Origin of the sequence: Nocardioides limicola, from assembly GCF_016827675.1 — a bacterium.
Lineage (GTDB): Bacteria > Actinomycetota > Actinomycetes > Propionibacteriales > Nocardioidaceae > Nocardioides > Nocardioides limicola.
Genome location: NZ_JAERJA010000001.1, coordinates 536095 through 555565 on the forward strand (window position 1 = coordinate 536095; position 19471 = coordinate 555565).

Here is a 19471-nt window from a genome sequence, read left to right on the forward strand (position 1 = left end):
CCTACCCTGAGATCCGGAAGCCAGGATCCCCGCCCCAGAAGATCAGGGTGAGGATCATGTTGAGGATGATGACCACGACGATGCTGGCTCGGATGGCCGCACCGGTGGCCTCGCCGACCGCCTGGGGCCCACCACCGACGCGGAAGCCGTACCAGCAGTGGATCAACGCGACCGCGACGGCGAAGATCAGGATCTTGATCACCGAGAAGAAGATGTCGCGGCCCTGGATGAACGTGGAGAAGTAGTGGTCGTACTGACCGGCGGACTGCCCGAACAGCAGCACCACGGTCGCCTCGGAGGCGAGGTAGGAGCCGATCAGACCGATCAGGTACAGCGGCAGGATGGCCAGCATGCAGGCCACGACCCGGGTGGTGGCCAGGTAGCGCATCGGGTCGACCGCCATCACCTCGAGCGCGTCCACCTCTTCGTGGATCTTCATCGAGCCGAGTTGGGCGGTGAAGCGACATCCCACCTGGGCAGCCAGCGCCAGGGCAGCGATCAGTGGCGCGAGCTCACGCGTGTTGGCGCTGGCGGAGATGAAGCCGGTGAGCGGCGACAGGCTGACGAGCTCCAGCCCGTTGAAGCCCTCGATGCCCAGCGAGGTGCCGGCCGAGATCGACAGCAGCACCATCACGCCGATGGTGCCGCCACCGACGATCAGGGCGCCGGAGCCCCAGGCGATGTCCTTGAGCTGGCGGAGCATCTCCTTGTGATACAGACGCATCGTGATCGGAATCGCCGCCAGCGTCTTCCAGGCGAAGGTGGCGAAGGAGCCGACCTCCGCGAGGCTCTTCATCGTCGAGTCGGTCACCGCGGAAGCGACCTTCGGACCGGCCATCAGGAGACCCCCTGTGGAACGAGCATCACGTAGGCCTGCGTGATCGCGACATTGGCCAGAGCCAGCATGATCACGCTCAACACCACTGCCTGATTGACCGCATCAGCGACTCCCTTGGGCCCTCCGCGGGCACTCAATCCCTTGTGTGCCGCCACGATGGTGGCGATGAAACCGAACACCAGGGCCTTGAACTCCGCGAGCAGCAGGTCCGAGGTCTGGCTGAACGCAACGAACGACTGCAGGTAGGCGCCCGACGAGATCGAGCCACCGCCCACGTTCATGATGTACGCCGTGATCATCGCGGTCATCGCCACGATGACGGTCAGGAAGAGGGCCACCACCAGGGCCGCCACCACACGTGGCGCGACCAGTCGTTGCACTGGATTGATGCCCATCACCTTGAGGGCGTCGATCTCCTCACGGACCGTCCGAGCGCCCAGGTCCGAACAGATCGCCGAACCCACCGCCCCGGCGATCATCAGCGAGGTCACCAGCGGCGCACCTTGGCGCAGGATGCCGATGCCGTTGACGGCCCCGCTGAAGGAGGTGGCCCCGATCTGGTTGGCGACCGCACCGATCTGCACCGAGGTGATGATGCCGAACGGGATGGCCACCAGGATCGTCGGCAGCAGCGACACCCGGGTCATGAACCAGGCCTGCAGCATGAACTCCGACCAGGAGAACCGCCTGGAGATGATGTCGGTCACCGCGAAGCGGGAGGCCTCCACGGCGAGGATCACCAACTCTCCGGTGGTCCTGATGCCCTGGTTCATGCGGCCACGCATCGAGTTCAAGCTGGACCGACCGACGGTCAGTACCGCGCTCATCCATGCACCTCCTGCTTGCTGGACGGAAAGTTGATGACTGCACTGAGCAGCAGGGCCTTGCTGCGGTCACCACGGATCTTCAACTGCCCCCGCAGCAGACCGGCGGCCGGGCTGAGGTGGCTGGTGGCGAGGCGGAGCAGGTCGTGACCGGCGATGGTCACCCGCGCATCCACCGGGCCGCGACCGTCGAACGGCTGCGTGCGCGCGTGGCCGCGGTCCACCTCGACCAGCCATTCGCTGTCGGGACCGGGGCCCCCGGTCACAGCGAAGGCGACCCGGAGACGCAGCCGAGCCGAGCGCCGGACATCGAGGTAGCGGGGCAGACGGTCGAAGATCCCGGCGACCACGATGCCGTGCACCTCCGAGGCCATCACCGCCTCGAGGTGGGCCGGGTCAACCCCGTCGATCGCGATGGCGACCTTGACCGGGTCGAGGTCGGTGGGGTCCACGCGATCACCGGTCGGCCCGACGAAGATCCCGCCGATGCTCAGCGCCAGCAACTCGTCGCCGTCCACCGCGACCCGGCCGGCCAGATACTCCAGACCCAGGTTCGCGCGGCCGGTCAACAGGGCCAGCATCAGCGCCTCGTCGCCCGTGGTCAGTACCACGTCCGGGTGTCTCTTCCCGTCATCGAGCAGGGTCACGGTCCGGCCGTCGAATCGCACGGTGTGGCTGCGGTGGCCGACGACCTCTAGGCGGGCCACGCCGTTCACCTGGGCCAGTCCGGCCGGGTCGGCGAGCTCGGTGAGCCGGGCGAGTGCGTCGGCGACGGCACCAGTGCCGGTGGAGCGTTCAGCCATGGACGTGTGTCCCATCCGCACTCTCCACCTCCTCGACTCTCGTCCGGCCGATCCCACGTCGCCGTGTCCGGTGCTGCGACAGGCGGATCCACGCATACCCGCCACCTGATCTGCAACGACGGGTGTAACCGTAAGTTACGCAAGTCACATTTCGGGCGTGTCTCAAGGACTGATGGCGTGTCGCCGGGCCTTTGGTCACTGTGGGAGATGTCGGCGCGGCGCCGGTCGCGGTGAAGTCCTCGCCGGAGCCGGGAAAGCCTGCCGGACCAGCGCCTGGACGCGGTGGCGGTGTGGTCGCCAGGGTTCGAGGAGCTCGGCCAGTTCCTCGTCGTCGACGGGGCGGCCCACCAACACCAGCCCGATCTGTCGCGGCACGTGGAAGTCACCGAAGCTCACCGCGTCCGGCGAGCCCAGGGCACGGACCCGCGTCTCCGCACTGGTCCAGACGCCGATCCCGGGAATGGAGCGGAGGCCGCGGTCCAGGGCCTCGTCCCCGTGCTCGACAAGGCGCTCCAAGGAGTCAGCGACTCGGGCAGCGGCCACCGCGGCCCGCGACCGGGCTGGGTCGATGCCGCACTGCAGCCAGGCCCAGGACGGCACCGCACGCACCTCGTCCGGGCCCGGCGGCACCCACAGGTCCTCGGCTGCCTCGGGTGGCCCCGGAGCCTCGGTGCCGTAGCTGGTCACCAGGCGGCGGTACCCGGCGTACGCCTCCTGTCCGGTCACCTTCTGTTCGATGATGCTGGGGAGCAGGGCGTCGAAGACCAGGCCGGTGTGCCCGATCCGCCAGTGCCGGTGCCGACGCCAGGCGTGCACCAGAGCGGGGTGTCGAGGCTCGAAGCCTTCCGGGTTGTCCTCGGCGCCCAGCAGCGCGGGCAACCGCTCCAGTGCCCAGGCGGCCCCTGGTCCCCAGGCCCGGGCGTACACGGCTTCGTCCGCCCTGGTCAGCACCAGGGTCGCGGGGCCGGTCGGTGTCCGCAAGGCCCACCGGTGCCGGTCCGGGCGGTCCCGGCGCAGGGTGGGGTCGCCAGCCCCGCGGCGATGCACGGACACGATCGCGTCCACCGGGCAGGGCCACTCCGGTCGCCAGCGTCGCTCCAGGTGGTGCACGCGGAACACGGTACGCCGGGGGGTCTCAGTCACAGGTGAGTAACTGGGTGTTACCCAACCTGTGTCCCAACACGTACGATCGGGCCATGTCAACCTCGGAAGGCCGCCGCAGCGCCACCATGGCTCGTCGCCGCGCCCGCGAGCGCGAGATCCTGGCGGCCACCCGCGCCCTTTTCGACGAGCGGGGGGTCCGGGACGCCCAGATCGAGGACATCGCCCGTGCCGTCGGGGTGAACCGGGCGATCGTCTATCGGCATTTCACGGGCAAGGAGGAGCTGTTCGCCCTCACCCTGGTCAGCTATCTCGACGAACTGCGTGATCGCCTCAGCGCGGTCCCGGAGAGCGGTACGCACTCGGAGCGACTTGCCGGGATGATCCGGGCGTTCGTGGACTTCGGCTCCACCTATCCCGCGTTCGTCGACTGCGCCCAGACGCTGATGCGGCGCCCGGGCCCGGAACTCCTCGACGAGATCAGCGAGGGCGCCCTCTTCCGGCTGGGGCGGGGCATCTCCGAGTCGCTGGATCAGGTGGTCCGCGTGCTGACCGAGGGGACGGAGCAGGGCGAGTTCAAGGTCGCCGACCCGCTGCTGCTGGCCAACACGCTGTATGCCAGCGGCCTCGGCGCGCTGCAACTGGCCCGGATCGGCCTCCTGGTCAAACAGAGCAGCCCGGGGATCCCGAGCATCGTGCCGGTCTCCGCCGACCAGATCTGCGACCAGTTCGTCGCCACCGCGCTCGCTCTCGCCCGCGGCTGATCCACTCCACCCCACCTCGGCGGAGGGGGGTCAGGGACGCTCGACGATCGCGACCACGCCCTGGCCGCCAGCAGCGCAGACCGAGATCAGTGCCCGGCCCTTGCCCTTCTCGGCCAGCAACTTCGAGGCCACCGGCACGATCCGGCCGCCGGTCGCAGCGAACGGGTGTGCCGCGGCGAGCGAGGAACCGTTCACGTTCAGCTTGGCGCGGTCGATCGCGCCCAGCGGCTTGTCACGGCCGAGGCGCTCGGAGCAGAACACCGGGTCCTCCCACGCCGCGAGGGTGGAGAGCACCTGGGCCGCGAACGCCTCGTGGATCTCGTAGTAGTCGAAGTCCTGCAGCGTCAGCCCGGCGCGGTCCAGCATCTCCGAGACCGCGTACGCCGGGGCCATCAGCAGGCCCTCGTCGCCACCTACGTAGTCGACGGCGGAGGTCTGGAACTCGGTCAGGTAGGCCAGGATCGGCAGGCCCTTCTCCTTGGCCCACTCCTCCGAAGCCAACAGCACCGCGGAGGCGCCATCGGAGAGCGGCGTGGAGTTGCCCGCAGTCATCGTCGCGGCCTCGCCCTTGCCGAAGACGGGCTTGAGCTTGGCCAGCTTCTCCACGGTGGAGTCCGGGCGCAGGTGGTTGTCACGCTCGACACCGCGGAACGGGGTCACCAGGTCGTCCATGAAACCTTCGTCCCAGGCGCGGGCCAGGTTCTGGTGCGAGGCAGCGGCCAGCTCGTCCTGCGCCTCGCGGGTGATCCCCCACTCGAGCGCGGTCAGCGCCTGGTGGTCACCCATCGAGAGGCCGGTGCGCGGCTCGCGGTTCGCCGGCGGCAGGATGCCGATGTCGCCGGGACGGATCGCGGCGACCGCCTTCAACCGACCCTTGGTGTCCTTGGCGGTGTTGGCCTTGAGGAGCTTCTTGCGCAGCTTCTCCGAGATCGCGATCGGGGCGTCGGAGGTGGTGTCCGAACCGCCCGCGATGCCGGACTCGATCTGGCCGAGGGCGATCAGGTTGGCGACGGTGATCACCGCCTGGAGGCCGGTGCCACAGGCGATCTGCATGTCCAGGGCCGGCGTACGGGGGCTCAGCTTGGAACCGAGCACCACCTCGCGGACCAGGTTGAAGTCACGGCTGTGCTTGACGACTGCTCCGCCGGCCACCATGCCGAGTTGCTCACCGGCAAGGTTGAAGCGGTCGACCAGCCCGTCGACAGCAGCGGTCAGCATCTCCTGGTTGGAGGCGTCGGCGTAGACGGTGTTCGACCGGGCGAACGGGATGCGGTTGCCGCCGACGATGGCGACACGGCGAGTCTTGGCCTGCATGGAGGGGTCTCCTGATCTGCTCAAGCAAACGTGGTCACGCACATCCTGCACCCCCGGCGACTGCCTGGGAACCGAGTGAGTGTCACGTCACTAATTGTGGACAGAGAGTTACACAAAGAGTTACATAATGCCGGACACGGACGTTCACGTGGGCCCGGATTGCGCATATCCTTGCCCACCGTAGGCGAGTGAACAGTTTCCGCCGCCCCAGCAACGCCACCAATCTATGGAGGACATCGCGCCATGAGCGACAAGTACCAGGGTTTCGTGCAGACGCCGATCGGCAAGCTGCTGGTGAAGAACCTCGGCCTGCCCAACCCGGTCACTCTGGACCGGTGGACGCCCGGCGCTCCGCTGGTCGACGGCACCGTCGTGGTTGGCGGGTCCGGACGGCTGGCCGAGTCGCTGCCCGGTGCCCTCGGCGCGCTCGGCATCACCGTCGCCACCGATGTCGTCGAAGGCAGCAAGGCCAAGGGCCTCGTCTTCGACGCCACCGGGATCACCGACGCCGCGGGCCTGAACGCGCTCCGCGACTTCTTCACCCCCAAGATGCGCAGCCTGCAGGCCTGCTCCCGGCTGGTCGTGATCGGCACCGACCCCAGCAAGGTCTCCGGGTCCGAGCGGATCGCCCAGCGCGCCCTGGAGGGATTCACCCGGTCCCTGGGCAAGGAGGCCGGCCGCGGCACCACCGGCCAGCTCGTGTACGTCGCTCCCGGGGCCGAGGGTGCCTTGGACTCGACGCTCGCCTTCCTGCTCTCGCCGAAGTCCGCCTACGTCTCCGGCCAGGTGATCCGGATCGGGGCGACCGGGACCACCAAGGCGGTCAAGGTGCCCGACTGGGAGCGCCCGCTAGACGGCAAGGTCGCCCTGGTGACCGGTGCCAGCCGGGGCATCGGCGAGCAGATCGCCCGGGTGCTGCACCGCGACGGCGCCCTGGTGATCGGGGTGGACGTCCCGCAGGCCGCCAGTGACCTCAAGGTGCTGATGGATGAACTCGGCGGCGACATGATCACCCTCGACATCACCGGCAAGGACGCGGCGAAGCGGATCGCCCACCATGTCAAGGAGAAGCACGGTGGCGTCGACGTCGTCGTGCACAACGCAGGCATCACCCGTGACAAGAAGTTGGCGAACATGGCCGAGGACCGTTGGGACTCGGTGATCGCGGTCAACCTCACCGCCCCCGAGCGGATCACCCGGGAACTCCTCGACGCGGGCGCCATCAACGACAACGGCCGGATCATCGGCGTCTCCTCGATCGCCGGCATCGCCGGCAACGTCGGTCAGACCAACTACGCGGCCTCCAAGGCCGGCGTGATCGGCCTGGTGGACGCCCTGGCCGGCGACCTGAAGAAGGGGATCACCATCAACGCGGTGGCCCCCGGCTTCATCGTCACCCAGATGACGGCCGCGGTGCCGTTCGCCACCCGCGAGGTCGGCCAGCGCCTCAACGCGATGTCCCAGGGCGGGCTGCCCGTCGACGTGGCCGAGACCATCGCCTGGTACGCGAACCCCGGCTCCACGGCCGTCAACGGCAACGTGGTCCGCGTCTGCGGCCAGATGATGCTGGGTGCGTGAGATGACCGACTATCCCACCAAGGAGATCTCCGGGTCCGGGGCTGGTGTCGCCGGCCTGCTGAAGGCGGCGCTGCCCTCCATCCCGGGAGTCAACGCGCTGCCCGGTGTGGCCAAGGCATCGGTGTCGTCGTACGCCGGCCTCACCTACACCCGGCCGCCGGTGACCATCAACGCCGCCCACGTCAAGGCCTACAGCGACGTGTGTGGCTTCCCGGTCAAGGACGAGGTTCCCCTCCCCTATCCGCACATGCTCGCCTTCGCGCTGCACATGGGGATCATGCTGGATCCGAGGTTCCCGTACCCGGCCATCGGTACCGTCCACCTCGCCAACTCGATCACCCGGCATCGGGCGATCCGGGTCGGCGAGACGCTGGAGGTCTCCGCGTCGGTGGCGCCGCCGTACGCCCACGCCAAGGGGGCGCTGCTGGAGTTCGTCACCACCGTCACCGCCGACGGGGACACCGTCTGGGAGTCGACGTCGTCGTACCTGCGACGAGGCAAGGCACCCCAGGATGCCGCCCCGGCACCGGAGGGACCCGCCTTCAACGACGTCGCCCCCGGTACCATCCCGTGGAAGCTGCCGGCCGACCTCGGGCGCCGCTACGCCGCGGTCTCCGGTGACCACAACCCCATCCACCTCTACCCGCTGACCGCCAAGGCCCTGGGCTTCCCACGGCAGATCGCACACGGCATGTGGAGCAAGGCGCGCTGCATCGCAGCGATCGAGAACCGCCTGCCGGACGCCGTCCGCGTCGACGTGCAGTTCCGCAACCCGATCCTGCTGCCCGGCACGGTGGCGTTCTCCAAGGCCGAGAGTGACGGCCGGATCGACTTCACCCTCACCGGCGCGAAGTCGGGCAAGACGCACCTGCTGGGCCAGTCCGTCTGGCTCTGAGCACGCGGCCCAGGAGGGTCAGGTCCGCAACCGGATCAGGCCCTCCTGGGCCACCGTGGCGACCAAGGTCCCGTCCGCGGTGAAGACCCTGGCCAGGGCCAGCCCCCGTCCACCCGAGGCACTCGGGGAGACCTGGTCATAGAGCCACCACTCGTCGGCCCGGAACGGCCGGTGGAACCAGATCGAGTGGTCCAGTGACGCGGCCTGCATCCCCGGGCTCGACACGTGCAGTCCGTGGGGCACCAGGGTGGCGCTGATCAGCGTCATGTCGCTGGCATAGGTGAAGGCCGCGACGTGCTGCACGCGGTCGTCGCTGAGCCGGCCGTCCACTCGGATCCACAACCGGGCCTGCGCAGGGTGCCTCGGGTCGGGATCGAGACCGCGTTCGGAGTTGCCGACGTAGCGGACATCCAGCGCCGCCCACTCACGCTCCCACTTCCCGGTGGCCGCATCCGCGCCCCGCTCGGCGAAGATCTTGCCGAGGTCCAGCGCCTCCTCGGGGGCGATCACGTCAGGCATCACGTCCTGATGCTCGAGGCCCTCCTCGTGACTCTGGAAGTTCGCGGTCATGTAGAAGATCGGACGTCCGTGCTGGCGGGCCACCACGCGTCGGGTGGTGAAGGTGCGACCGTCCCGGAGACGCTCCACGTCGTACACGATCGGGACCGCGGTGTCACCGGGCAGCAGGAAGTACGAGTGCAGCGAGTGCACGGCATGCTCTGCGCCGACCGTCTTGGTCGCCGCCAGCAGGGCCTGGGCGGCCACCTGCCCGCCGAAGACCCGCTGCAGCAGGGTGTCCGGCTGTCGTCCGCGGAACAGGTTGGCGTCGATGGTCTCGAGGTCGAGGAGGTCGGCAAGCTCCTGGGCGTTCGCGGGCATTCAGCTCTGCTCTCCGTCGGGCCGGTCCAGGCCGGCGAGGAACTGTTCGAACTGGTGGCCGATCTCCTCGCCGGTGGGCAGCGGGCGATCCTCGGCCAACAGGCTGTGACCGGCCTCTTCCGCTTCGGCGAAGGAGTCGTACTGCTGCTCCAGCCCGGCCACCACCTCGCTGACCTCGACATTGGCGGCCAGATAGCGGGCGATCTCCGCCTCGGTGTCGGCCGCGTCCGCCTCCAGCCCGGTCAGGTCGAATCTGAGTCCGGTGGCGCCCGAGACCTGCTCCAACAACGCCACCGCCGCCTTCTGGTAGTCGATATGCGCGATGTAGTGAGGCACGTGGGCGACGAAGCCCTGCGCCGGATGGCCCCACTCCCCCAGCCTGATCTCCAACATCGCCTGAGCACTCGAGGGAACCCGCAACTCCCCCTGCCACCGGCTCGGCCCGGTCAACAGCGACGGGTCATTGGCGTGCGGGGTGATCGCGATCGGCCGGGTGTGCGGCACCGCCATCGGCACCGAACCCATCGAGACCACCAGCCGTACGCCGAGTCGCTCCACCAGGTGTCGCACGGCGCCGGCGAAGGCCTCCCACTTGTTGTCCGGCTCGGGACCGGTCATCAGCAGGTACGACGTGCCCGCCGCGTCGACCACGGACCTGACCACCAGACGGGGCGTCTCATAGCCCTGGTAGTGGTCACGCATGAAAGTGATCGGTGGCCGCCGCGCCCGATAGTCGTAGAATTCGTCCACCTCGAACGTGGCGATCACCGGATCGTTGTCCCAGAGGTGGCCGGCCGCCAACTGGCCCGCATGCCCGGCGTCGAGGAAGCCGTCCAGAGCCATCACCAGCACCGGCCGCCGGGTCGGGTCCACCTCCGCGAGCTCATCGATGATGTGCACCAGCTTGCGCGGTTTCGACACCGGCCCCTCCTCCATGTCACGACTGTCCGGACCAAACTCCCGACTGGGTCAACCATAGAGAACCGCCACCACGGCCGTGGTCTTCCCGCCGCCCGACACTCCTGGCGTGTTGTCGGTCTCAGCCGAAGGTTGCCACGATCCGGCGGGCCGCGCGGGTGGCCAACGCCGCCTCGTCGTAGCCGAGGACGCGACGCAGCACCGCGTCGCCGTCGGCGTCGGAGCCGGCCGCCGCGAACGCGTCGAAGAGCCGCCACAGGGCCTGCTCCCCGGCGGTGGCCACGATGTGCTCGCAGGCCCACCAGGCCAGCCCGTAGTTGGCGGCGGAGTCACCGGTGTTGAACTCCTCGTCGCTGGGGAAGCCGTCGACCCCACGGCGGGCCAGGGCCAGCGCCTCCCGGGCGATCATCCGGGACTCCCTCGGGATCGGTTGCACCGAGATCCACTCGGCCAGCCCCTCGTTCAGCCACAGCGGCACATGCCGGTCATGGCCACCCAACGCCACGTGGGTGAGTTCGTGCCGGATCAACCGGTCCCGGGCCGCCCCCTCACGATCCAGCATCCGCGGGTGCAGCATGAACCGGTACGCCGCCATCTGGTGGCCCCCGGGGCGGGCCGGGACCGCGAACGTGACCCCGTCGAGACGCTCCGGGTCGCCACCGGGCAGGTTCGGCAGGGATTCGAAGAAGTGGGTGTCGGAGAGGGCGTAGACCACCACCCGGCGCGACCACGGCTGCGGCACGTGCGCCGCCACGACGCCCATCCCTGCCTCGACCGCGGAGAGCACGGGCAACGCCTGCCGTACCGAGGCGGCGTCGAAGATCCCCAACACCCCGCTGCCTTCACGAACCATCACCGGACCCGCGTCCCAGGGCGCGACGGCGATGCCTGAATCTCCCACCGGGGTGACCCCCGACAACCCCAAGCTGCTGCCGACCCGGGTGAACCGCAGCCGCTGCCGCATCACCACCGGCCTGGTGTCGTACTCACGCAACTGCACCCGCAGTACGGCGGTCATCGTCACCTCGGCGCCCAGATCGGTGACCGTGTCGGCCACCGGCAGGTACCGGAAGCGCTGCAACGGGAACTGGGCGAGGTTGTCGAACCAGACCCCCTGCTCGGCCCGGAAGTCCCGGTCCTCGACCAGGCCGGCCAGGAACGCGGCCCGGTCTCCGGTGCGGACCACCTGGGAGCGGTCGGCGAGGGCCTGCTCGACCAACGCGAGCGCGGAGGCACCGGTGCTGCCGGAGCGCTCCGGCCGGTCGGGGGCCAGCAGCTGACAGGAGGCCATCGGGACGGCCAGCAGCGCCACCAGTGCCGCACGCCGCGATGCGACGATCAGGCCCGGGTCAGAAGGCTCCTCTGCTGTTGTCGGCATCAATGAGAGAACGACCCTGGTCGAGTGCCGTTACGTCCTCCACGACGTCCCTGGCCAGCGTCTGGGCATCCAGCCCGGCCCGCTCCAGGATGACCGCGCGCTTGGCGTGGTCGAGGAACTGCTGCGGCACCCCCCGCACCCGCAGCGGCGTGTCCACCCCCGCGTCGCTGAGCGCCTGCAGCAGCATCGCTCCGCAGCCGCCGACCCGTCCGTTGTCCTCCACACTGACCACCAGCCGATGCTCGGCAGCGAGCTCGACGAGGCCCGGGTGCACCGGCTTGACCCAGCGCGGGTCCACCACGGTGACGCCGATGCCCTGGTCGACCAGACGCTCGGCCACTTCCACCGCGGTGCCACACATCGCCCCGACCCCGACGACCAGCACGTCCCGGCGTCCGGTGCGCACCAGAATGTCGGGCGGGCTGGGGGCGGTCGAGCCGTCGGCATCGGCGGCGAGCCGGCCCACCGCCTCGATGTCGGCCGGTGGCGGGCCCTTCGGGAACCGCACCACGGTCGGTCCGTCGTCGACGGCCACCGCTTCGTTCAGCAACTCTCGCAGCCGGGTGGCGTCGCGGGGAGCCGCGATCCGTAGCTTCGGGACCACCTGGAGCACGGACAGATCCCACATCCCGTTGTGACTGGCTCCGTCGTCACCGGTGACACCGGACCGGTCCAGCACGAAGGTCACCGCACAGTCGTGCAGCGCGACGTCCATCAGGACCTGGTCGAAGGCGCGGTTCAGGAAGGTCGCATAGACCGCCACCACCGGGTGCAGGCCACCCATCGCCAGCCCGGCCGCGCTGGTTGCGGCGTGCTGCTCGGCGATGCCCACATCGAAGGTGCGCTCGGGGAATCGGGACGCGAACCGATCCAGACCGACCGGGTGCATCATCGCTGCGGTGATCGCCACCAGGTCGGGGCGCCGCTCACCGATGGCGACGATCTCGTCGGCGAACACATCGGTCCAGATCCGACCCTTGGGGATCTCCTCACCGGAGTCGACGTCGAAGGCACCGGGGGCATGGAACTGGTCGGCCTCGTGCTGCTCGGCCGGGTCGTAGCCGAAGCCCTTGCGGGTGATCGCGTGCACGATCACCGGGCCGTTGAAGCGCTTGGCCTGGCTCAGCACCTGCTCCATCGCGGCACGGTCGTGGCCGTCGACGGGGCCGACATACTTCAGGCCGAGATCCTCGAAGAGGCCCTGGGGCGCGATCGCGTCCTTGATGCCCTTCTTCATCGCGTGCAGGGCGTCGTACGCCGCGTGGCCGACGCCGGGCACGGCGGTGATCCGGCGCTTCACCTGCTCCAGTGCCTGCTCGTAGCGTGGGTTGGTGCGCAGCGCGGTCAGCGCGGTGGCCAGCCCACCGATCGTCGGCGTGTAGGAGCGGCCGTTGTCGTTGACCACGATCACCAGCCGGCTGTCGGTGGCGATGGCGATGTTGTTCAGGGCCTCCCAGGCCATCCCCCCGGTCAGGGCGCCGTCACCGATGACGGCGACCACGTGCCGGTCCTCGCCGCGGATCCGGAACGCCTTGGCCAGCCCGTCGGCGTAGCTGAGCGCCGTGGAGGCATGGGAGTTCTCGACCAGGTCGTGCTCGGACTCGGCCCGACTCGGATAGCCACTCACCCCACCCTCCTGACGGAGGTTGGCGAAGCCATCGACCCGGCCGGTCAGCAGTTTGTGCACGTAGGCCTGGTGCCCGGTGTCGAAGACGATCCGGTCCTTGGGCGAGTCGAAGACCCGGTGCACGGCCATCGTCAACTCCACGACACCGAGGTTGGGGCCCAGGTGCCCGCCGGTCCGCGAGCAGGTCTGCACCAGGAAGTCCCGGATCTCTACCGCGAGGGTCTCCAGTTGTGCCGACGACAGGTCACGCAGGTCCCGCGGGGACGAGATCGACTGGAGGAGGCCCATGATCGGCGAGTCTAGCGCCTCACTCCCCATCGAAGACGGCCACGGCGGGCTCGTGCAGGCTGCCCATCCAGACCCGTCCGTCGTGCTCCCGGACGCCGGTCACCATGTGGAAGTGCGGGTGGTCCAGGTCGAGGTCGCGGACCTTCACCCCCGCGTCGTCGTACGCCTGCACCCGGATGGTGCGCTTCGGCTTCGGCTGCAGCCGTTCGGGGACCTTGGTGACCTGCTTGCGCAGCCACATCGGGCCCTGTTGCACGCGTTCGACGATCGGGTCGGTCGGCGAGGCGAGGGTGACCCAGATCAAGCCGTCGCTGCCGCGGGCGATGTTGTCGGGGTAGCCGGGCAGGTCCTCGACGAGCAGGTCGGTGGTGCCGGACCGCTCACCGGAGAGCCAGTGCCGGACCACGGTCCGGGCAGCGGTCTCGGCGACGGCGACAAAGGACTCGTCGGCGGCGAGTGCGACCCCGTTGGCGAAGCCGAGCCCGGTGAGCACGACCTGCGGCTCCCCGTCGCCACCGAGGCAGAGCAGCCGTCCGGTCCGGGTGTTCTGGACCAGATCGTCCTTCCATCGTTCGATCCCGTACTGCAGCGACGAGTCGGTGAACCAGATCTGGCCACGGCTGCTGATCGCCGCGTTGTTGCAGAACTTCATCGGCACCCCGTCGACGGCGGCCAGCACCGGCTCGATGCCCCCGGTGCCGACGTCGACCCGGAGCAGGCCGCGGTGGGCGTCGCAGACCAGCAGCCGTCCGTCACCGTCGACCTCGATGCCGAGCGGCCGCCCGCCGGTATGGGCGATGCGGTCGATCTTGCGGCCGTCGTGGGACAGCCGGAAGATCGCACCGTCCGCGGTCCCGGTGAAGACGGCGCCCTCGTCGGCTCCGGTGAGACCGACGACGACGTCCTCGGCTCCGTGGGCAGGGACCTGGTGGACGGTGAAGCTCATCGGGCCTCCGTGAGTCGGCGGTACTGGTCTGAGCCGAGGAAGTCGGCGAGCGCCAGGGCGGCGCTGCGGGTCAGCGGCAACTCTAAGGCCCGCTCCGGCGACACGAACACCATCTGGCGCCCCTCGTGGCACTCGATGTCGGCGTCGCTCAGGTCCAGCCCACAGACGAAGAGAGCCACCCGTCCGGCAGGCTCGCCCTCCCGGTAGGTGACCCGGTCCTCCCGCCACCACGCCAACCCGTCGGTGAGCCGGACCCCGGTCTCCTCGGCCAACTCACGATAGGCCGCGGCCAGGTCCGACTCCCCCGCGTCCACGTGGCCGCCGGGGAAACCCCAGGTCTCCGGGTCGATCCTGGCGTGCTCGTCGCGCTCCTGCAGCAACAGCCAGCCCCGACGGTCGACCGCGATCACGGAGGCGAAGCGTTGCATGGCGCCGAATCTACCGGGACGGCCGCGGTCGGCGTCGCCCCTCAGAGCCGGGGACGGAAGCGGCGCCCCCGCAACGCCTCCTCGACCAGCCCGACCTCCCGGCGTACGCCGGCGAGTCGGGCCTCCTCGATCTGCCAGGTCTGCACCGCGGCCTCCACCACCGCGGCGGAGGCGACGTCGGCCAGGTCGATCCGGGTGTCGCGCAGCCCTCGCCTGGCCGCGGTCTGACCGGCCTCCACCTGGAGCACCGCGAACCGGGCCAGCACCACCGGGTGCCGGCGCAGGCCCGGGTAGTGGCGGAACCCGGGTGGGCACAGGTCCAGCAACCAGTTGACCGCGGTCCTCTCCCAGTCCGGTGCGTCGGGTGGCCGGACCTGACGCGGCCAGCCCGGCGGCGCAGACTGTGCGAACATGTGTTCGAGTCTACTCGTGGGTGAGGAGTGCTGAGGACGGGTGCGCGAAGATGACCGGGTGACGGATCCGCTGGCGCAGTTCACCGAGCCCACTCGGGCCTGGTTCACCGCGTCGTACCAGGCACCGACGCCTGCCCAGGCCGCGGCATGGCGGACCATCGGGGCGGGCGAACACACCCTGGTGGTGGCCCCGACCGGCTCGGGGAAGACGCTGGCTGCGTTCCTGTGGAGCCTGGACCAACTGCTGTCCGGCACCCGCCCGGAGGACCCGCAGCGACGCACCCGGGTGCTCTACATCTCGCCCCTGAAGGCGCTGGCGGTGGACGTGGAGCGGAACCTGCGAGCACCGCTGGCCGGCATCCGGCACGCGGCGGCCCGCCAGGACGCGGTGGAACTGCCCGAGATCCGCATCGGTGTCCGGTCCGGGGACACCCCGGCGGCCGACCGGCGGCGGCTGGTCCGGACCCCTCCGGACATCCTGATCACCACCCCGGAGTCGCTGTTCCTGATGCTCACCAGCGCGGCCAGGGAGTCGTTGCGGGGCATCGACACCGTGATCGTCGACGAGGTGCACGCGCTGGCCGGCGGCAAGCGCGGTGCGCACCTGGCGCTCTCCCTGGAACGTCTCGACGCGCTGTTGGACTCCCCCGCGCAACGGGTCGGACTCTCCGCCACCGTCCGCCCACACGACGAGGTGGCACGCTTCCTCGGCGGCGTCGCCCCGGCCCGGGTGGTGGCCCCGGCGGCTCAGAAGGAGTGGGACCTGCAGGTGGTCGTCCCGCACCCAGACATGAGTGAGCCGGACAACGACGAACGGTCGGTGTGGCCCCAGGTCGAGGAGCGGGTCGCGGACCTGGTCACCGGGCACCGGTCCACGATCGTGTTCACCAACTCGCGTCGCCTCGCCGAGCGGCTGACCAGCCGGCTCAACGAGATCGCCGACGAGCGGGGCCTCGGCGTGCTGGCCCGGGCGCACCACGGCTCGGTGGCCAAGGAGCAGCGGGCCGCGATCGAGGACGATCTCAAACGGGGGCTGCTCCCCTGCGTGGTGGCCACCTCCAGCCTGGAGCTCGGCATCGACATGGGTGCGGTGGACCTGGTGGTGCAGATCGAATCACCACCGAGCGTGGCCAGCGCCCTGCAACGGGTCGGTCGGGCCGGGCACCAGGTCGGCGAGGTCTCCGCCGGGGCACTGTTCCCCACCCACCGCAGCGATCTGCTGCCGACGGCGGTCACGGTACGGCGGATGCGCACCGGCGACATCGAGGCATTGCGGGTGCCGAGCAACCCGCTCGACGTCCTGGCCCAGCAGGTGGTGGCCGCCTGCGCGTTGGAGTCCTGGCAGGTGGACGACCTGTATGCCCTGGTCACCCGCAGCGCCCCGTTCGCGGCGCTCCCCCGCAGCGTCTACGAGGCCACCCTGGACCTGCTCGCCGGCCGCTATCCCTCCGACGACTTCGCCGAGCTGCGGCCGCGGCTGACCTGGGACCGGGTCACCGGCACCCTCACCGGCCGGCCGGGCTCCCAGCGGCTGGCCGTGACCAGCGGCGGCACCATCCCGGATCGGGGCCTGTTCGGCGTGTTCCTGGACGGGGCATCGGCGACCGGCTCGGCGACGGGCAGGCGCGTGGGTGAGCTGGATGAGGAGATGGTCTACGAGTCCCGGATCGGTGACGTGTTCACGCTCGGCACCAGCGGCTGGCGGATCACCGACATCACCCATGACCGGGTGCTGGTGGTGCCGGCACCGGGAGTGCCGGGGCGGCTGCCGTTCTGGAAGGGCGACACCCCGGCCCGCCCGTTCGAGTTGGGGGCGGCGATCGGGGCCTTCGCACGCGAGCTCGAGTCCGCCGACGATCCGGTGGCGATCGCCACCGGGTCCGGCCTCGACCAGCACGCGGTGGCCAACCTGATCGGACTGGTCACCGAGCAGCGTGAGGCGACCGGCTCGTTGCCGACGGACCGACGGATCGTGGTGGAGCGGTTCCGTGACGAGTTGGGCGACTGGCGGCTGGTGGTGCACTCGCCGTACGGCGCTGCGGTGCACGCTCCGTGGGCGCTGGCGATCAACGCCAGGCTCCGGGAGCGGTACGGCATCGACGGCCAGGCGGTGGCGGCCGACGACGGGATCGTGGTGCGCATCCCGGACACCGAGGCGGAGCCCCCCGATGGCCACCTGGTGCTCTTCGACGCCGACGAGATCACCGCGCTGGTGACCACCGAGGTGGGTGGCTCGGCGCTCTTCGCGGCGCGGTTCCGCGAGTGCGCCGCCCGTGCCCTGCTGCTGCCGCGCCGCGACCCCGGTCGACGCAGCCCCTTGTGGCAGCAGCGACAGCGCGCCTCACAGCTGCTGGAGGTGGCGGCCAAGCACCCCTCGTTCCCGATCGTGCTGGAGACGCTGCGTGAGTGCCTGCAGGATGTCTACGACCTCCCCGGCCTGATCGAGGTGTTGCGACGGATCGGGTCTCGCCAGGTGCGGGTGGTCGACGTCGTCAGTCACGCCCCGTCGCCGTACGCGAAGAACCTGCTCTTCTCCTACGTCGCCCAGTTCATGTACGAGGGCGACTCGCCCATCGCCGAACGTCGTGCCGCCGCCCTCACCTTGGATCAGGGGCTGCTGGCCGAACTCCTGGGCACCTGCGAACTGCGGGAGCTGCTGGACCCGGCGGTGCTCACCGAGACCGAGGCCGAACTTCAGCGCACGGCCGTGGAGCGTCGCGCTCGCGACGCCGAGGGCATCGCCGACCTGCTGCGGCTGGTGGGCCCCCTGTCGATCGCCGAGGTCGCCGCCCGGGCCACCCTCGACCCGGCGCCGGCCGTGGCGGCCCTGCAGACGGCCCGTCGGGTGGTGCCCGTGCGCATCGCCGGCGAGGAACGGTGGGCGGTCGTCGAGGACGTCGCCCGGATGCGGGATGCGCTGGGCGTCCCGGTGCCACCTGGGACGCCTGCCGTGTTCACCGAGCCGGTCGACGATCCGCTCGGTGACCTGATCGGTCGCTATGCGCGCTGCCACGGACCGTTCACGGCCGCCGAGGTGGCGACCCGGTACGGCCTCGGCGCTGCGGTGGTCGATCCGGTGCTGCGGCGGCTGGCTGCCGGTGGCCGACTGGTCTCCGGCGAGTTCCGCCCCACCGGCGCCGGGGTCGAATGGTGTGACGCCGACGTGCTCCGGCGACTGCGTCGCCGCTCCCTGGCCCGGCTGCGCCGCGAGGTCGAACCTGTCGACCCTCAGGTGTTGGCGCGGTTCCTGCCCGCATGGCACCACGTCGGTGGCCGGTTGCGGGGGGTGGAGGGCGTGCTCACCGCGGTGGAGCAGTTGGCCGGGGCGGCGCTGCCGGCCTCGGCGCTGGAGTCGCTGGTGTTGCCGGCGCGGGTGGTCGACTATGCGCCATCGATGCTGGACGAGCTGACCACGGCCGGGGAGGTGCTGTGGGTCGGCGAGGGTGCGCTGCCGGGCAACGACGGCTGGGTGTCGTTGCACCTGGCCGACTCCGCGGCCTGGACGCTGCCCGCGCCGGGCCCGGTGGAGACGCCACTGGCACAGGCCGTCGCCGACCGGCTGGCCCCGGGCGGCGGCTGGTTCCTGCGACAGGTGGCCGACGGGTTCCCCGACGCCGGTGACGGTGAGGTCGCCGAGGCACTGTGGCAGCTGCTGTGGTCGGGGCGAGTCACGGGTGACACCCTGGCGCCGCTGCGCAGTCGGCTGGCCTCGGGCGGGACCACGCACCGGTCCCGGTCCGCGCCGCCGCGGGGGCGAGGGGTACGCCGCACCCGCGTCTCACTGCCGGTCCGCCCCGACGCGGTGGGCCGGTGGTCGGCCCTGCCCGCCGCCGACGGGGACGCCACCCGCCGCAGCCATGCCCTGGCCGAGAGCCTGCTGGAACGGCACGGGGTGGTGACCCGGGGTGCGGTGACCAGCGAAGGGCCGACGGGGGGCTTCGCGGCCGCCTACCGGGTGCTGTCCGCGTTCGAGGACGCCGGACACTGCCGCCGTGGCTACTTCGTGGCCGGGCTGGGCGCTGCCCAGTTCGCGACCACCGGGGCGGTGGACCGGCTGCGCACCTTCACCGAGGCAGCCTCCGGGGGCGACCCGGTCCTGCTGGCCGCCACCGACCCGGCCAATCCCTACGGCGCCGCGTTGCCGTGGCCCGCGCGTCGTCCCGACGACGAACCCGCCGGCCACCGGCCCGGTCGCAAGGCCGGCGCGGTGGTGGTGCTGGTCGACGGAGCCCTGGTCCTCTACGTCGAGCGGGGCGGCCGGACCCTGCTCACCTGGAGCCACGACGAGGAGACCCTGGTGACGGCCAGCACCGCGTTGGCGGCCGCGGTACGACGTGGCGCCCTGGGTCGGTTCACGGTCAGCAAGGCGGACGGGGCGCCGGTGCTGGGAAGCGGTCAGACAGCGCTGCGCAGCGCGTTGGAACGCACCGGCTTCATTCTGACCCCGAGGGGTCTGCGGCTGCGCGGTTGAGCGAGC

General features: G+C 70.4%; 16 protein-coding genes. 4 read left to right on the forward strand and 12 right to left on the reverse strand.

The annotated features are described in order from the left end of the window. Nucleotide 1 precedes the first annotated feature (1 nt). The 4 genes from JKG67_RS02645 to JKG67_RS02660 all read right to left on the reverse strand — a co-directional run bounded on the left by JKG67_RS02645 (nt 2) and on the right by JKG67_RS02660 (nt 3608). Nucleotides 2-838, reverse strand: coding sequence for an MlaE family ABC transporter permease (locus JKG67_RS02645; RefSeq protein ID WP_238997788.1), 837 nt, complete (start codon nt 836-838; stop codon nt 2-4). After that, the gene (locus JKG67_RS02650) at nt 838-1665 is read right to left on the reverse strand and encodes an MlaE family ABC transporter permease (protein WP_203335682.1); all 828 of its coding nucleotides are present in this window, start codon (nt 1663-1665) and stop codon (nt 838-840) included. The genes JKG67_RS02645 and JKG67_RS02650 overlap by 1 nt, the downstream gene beginning before the upstream one ends. Further along, nucleotides 1662-2465 (reverse strand): SCP2 sterol-binding domain-containing protein, encoded by an 804-nt coding sequence (locus JKG67_RS02655; RefSeq protein WP_203335683.1) that lies wholly within the window; start codon nt 2463-2465, stop codon nt 1662-1664. Before JKG67_RS02655 ends, JKG67_RS02650 begins: the two co-directional genes overlap by 4 nt. A 195-nt stretch (nt 2466-2660) precedes the next feature. Continuing rightward, nucleotides 2661-3608 carry a DNA-3-methyladenine glycosylase family protein gene (locus JKG67_RS02660; RefSeq protein ID WP_307816396.1) on the reverse strand — a complete coding sequence of 316 codons (948 nt, stop codon included), beginning with the start codon at nt 3606-3608 and terminating at the stop codon, nt 2661-2663. A 53-nt stretch (nt 3609-3661) separates the two neighbouring features. Here JKG67_RS02660 and JKG67_RS02665 point away from each other — a divergent pair, with 53 nt between their 5' ends. Then, entirely contained in the window at nt 3662-4330 is a 669-nt protein-coding gene (locus JKG67_RS02665; RefSeq protein WP_203335684.1) for a TetR/AcrR family transcriptional regulator, read from the forward strand. 30 nt (nt 4331-4360) lie between these two features. On the opposite strand, the gene JKG67_RS02670 is transcribed toward JKG67_RS02665, so the two are convergent. After that, nucleotides 4361-5644, reverse strand: a complete 1284-nt coding sequence (locus JKG67_RS02670) for an acetyl-CoA C-acetyltransferase (protein ID WP_203335685.1) — start codon at nt 5642-5644, stop codon at nt 4361-4363. A gap of 243 nt (nt 5645-5887) precedes the next feature. Between JKG67_RS02670 and JKG67_RS02675 the strand changes: the two genes are divergently transcribed. Both JKG67_RS02675 and JKG67_RS02680 read left to right on the forward strand, forming a co-directional pair. After that, complete coding sequence (locus tag JKG67_RS02675) at nt 5888-7222, forward strand: 3-oxoacyl-ACP reductase (RefSeq protein ID WP_203335686.1); 1335 nt, start codon at nt 5888-5890, stop codon at nt 7220-7222. A 1-nt stretch (nt 7223) separates the two neighbouring features. After that, on the forward strand, nt 7224-8117 hold the full coding sequence (locus tag JKG67_RS02680; RefSeq protein ID WP_203335687.1) for a MaoC family dehydratase: 894 nt from the start codon (nt 7224-7226) through the stop codon (nt 8115-8117). Nucleotides 8118-8135: 18 nt separating this feature from the next. Here the strand turns inward: JKG67_RS02680 and JKG67_RS02685 are convergent, their stop codons facing one another. From JKG67_RS02685 to JKG67_RS02715, 7 genes are all read right to left on the reverse strand, one after another. Beyond that, nucleotides 8136-8996: an acyl-CoA thioesterase gene (locus tag JKG67_RS02685; protein ID WP_203335688.1), complete on the reverse strand. Its 861-nt coding sequence runs from the start codon at nt 8994-8996 to the stop codon at nt 8136-8138. Further along, complete coding sequence (locus JKG67_RS02690) at nt 8997-9917, reverse strand: PAC2 family protein (protein ID WP_307816397.1); 921 nt, start codon at nt 9915-9917, stop codon at nt 8997-8999. It lies immediately after the preceding gene. Between the two features lie 118 nt (nt 9918-10035). After that, the gene (locus JKG67_RS02695; RefSeq protein WP_203335690.1) at nt 10036-11292 is read right to left on the reverse strand and encodes a gluzincin family metallopeptidase; all 1257 of its coding nucleotides are present in this window, start codon (nt 11290-11292) and stop codon (nt 10036-10038) included. Continuing rightward, the gene (gene dxs, locus JKG67_RS02700) at nt 11264-13207 is read right to left on the reverse strand and encodes a 1-deoxy-D-xylulose-5-phosphate synthase (protein ID WP_203335691.1); all 1944 of its coding nucleotides are present in this window, start codon (nt 13205-13207) and stop codon (nt 11264-11266) included. Before dxs ends, JKG67_RS02695 begins: the two co-directional genes overlap by 29 nt. Before the next feature lie 19 nt (nt 13208-13226). Continuing rightward, nucleotides 13227-14153, reverse strand: coding sequence for an SMP-30/gluconolactonase/LRE family protein (locus JKG67_RS02705; RefSeq protein ID WP_203335692.1), 927 nt, complete (start codon nt 14151-14153; stop codon nt 13227-13229). Continuing rightward, complete coding sequence (locus JKG67_RS02710) at nt 14150-14581, reverse strand: NUDIX domain-containing protein (protein ID WP_203335693.1); 432 nt, start codon at nt 14579-14581, stop codon at nt 14150-14152. The genes JKG67_RS02705 and JKG67_RS02710 overlap by 4 nt, the downstream gene beginning before the upstream one ends. Before the next feature lie 41 nt (nt 14582-14622). Continuing rightward, nucleotides 14623-14994 carry a hypothetical protein gene (locus tag JKG67_RS02715; RefSeq protein ID WP_203335694.1) on the reverse strand — a complete coding sequence of 124 codons (372 nt, stop codon included), beginning with the start codon at nt 14992-14994 and terminating at the stop codon, nt 14623-14625. Between the two features lie 58 nt (nt 14995-15052). Here JKG67_RS02715 and JKG67_RS02720 point away from each other — a divergent pair, with 58 nt between their 5' ends. After that, entirely contained in the window at nt 15053-19465 is a 4413-nt protein-coding gene (locus JKG67_RS02720; RefSeq protein ID WP_307816398.1) for an Lhr family helicase, read from the forward strand. Nucleotides 19466-19471: the final 6 nt, after the last annotated feature.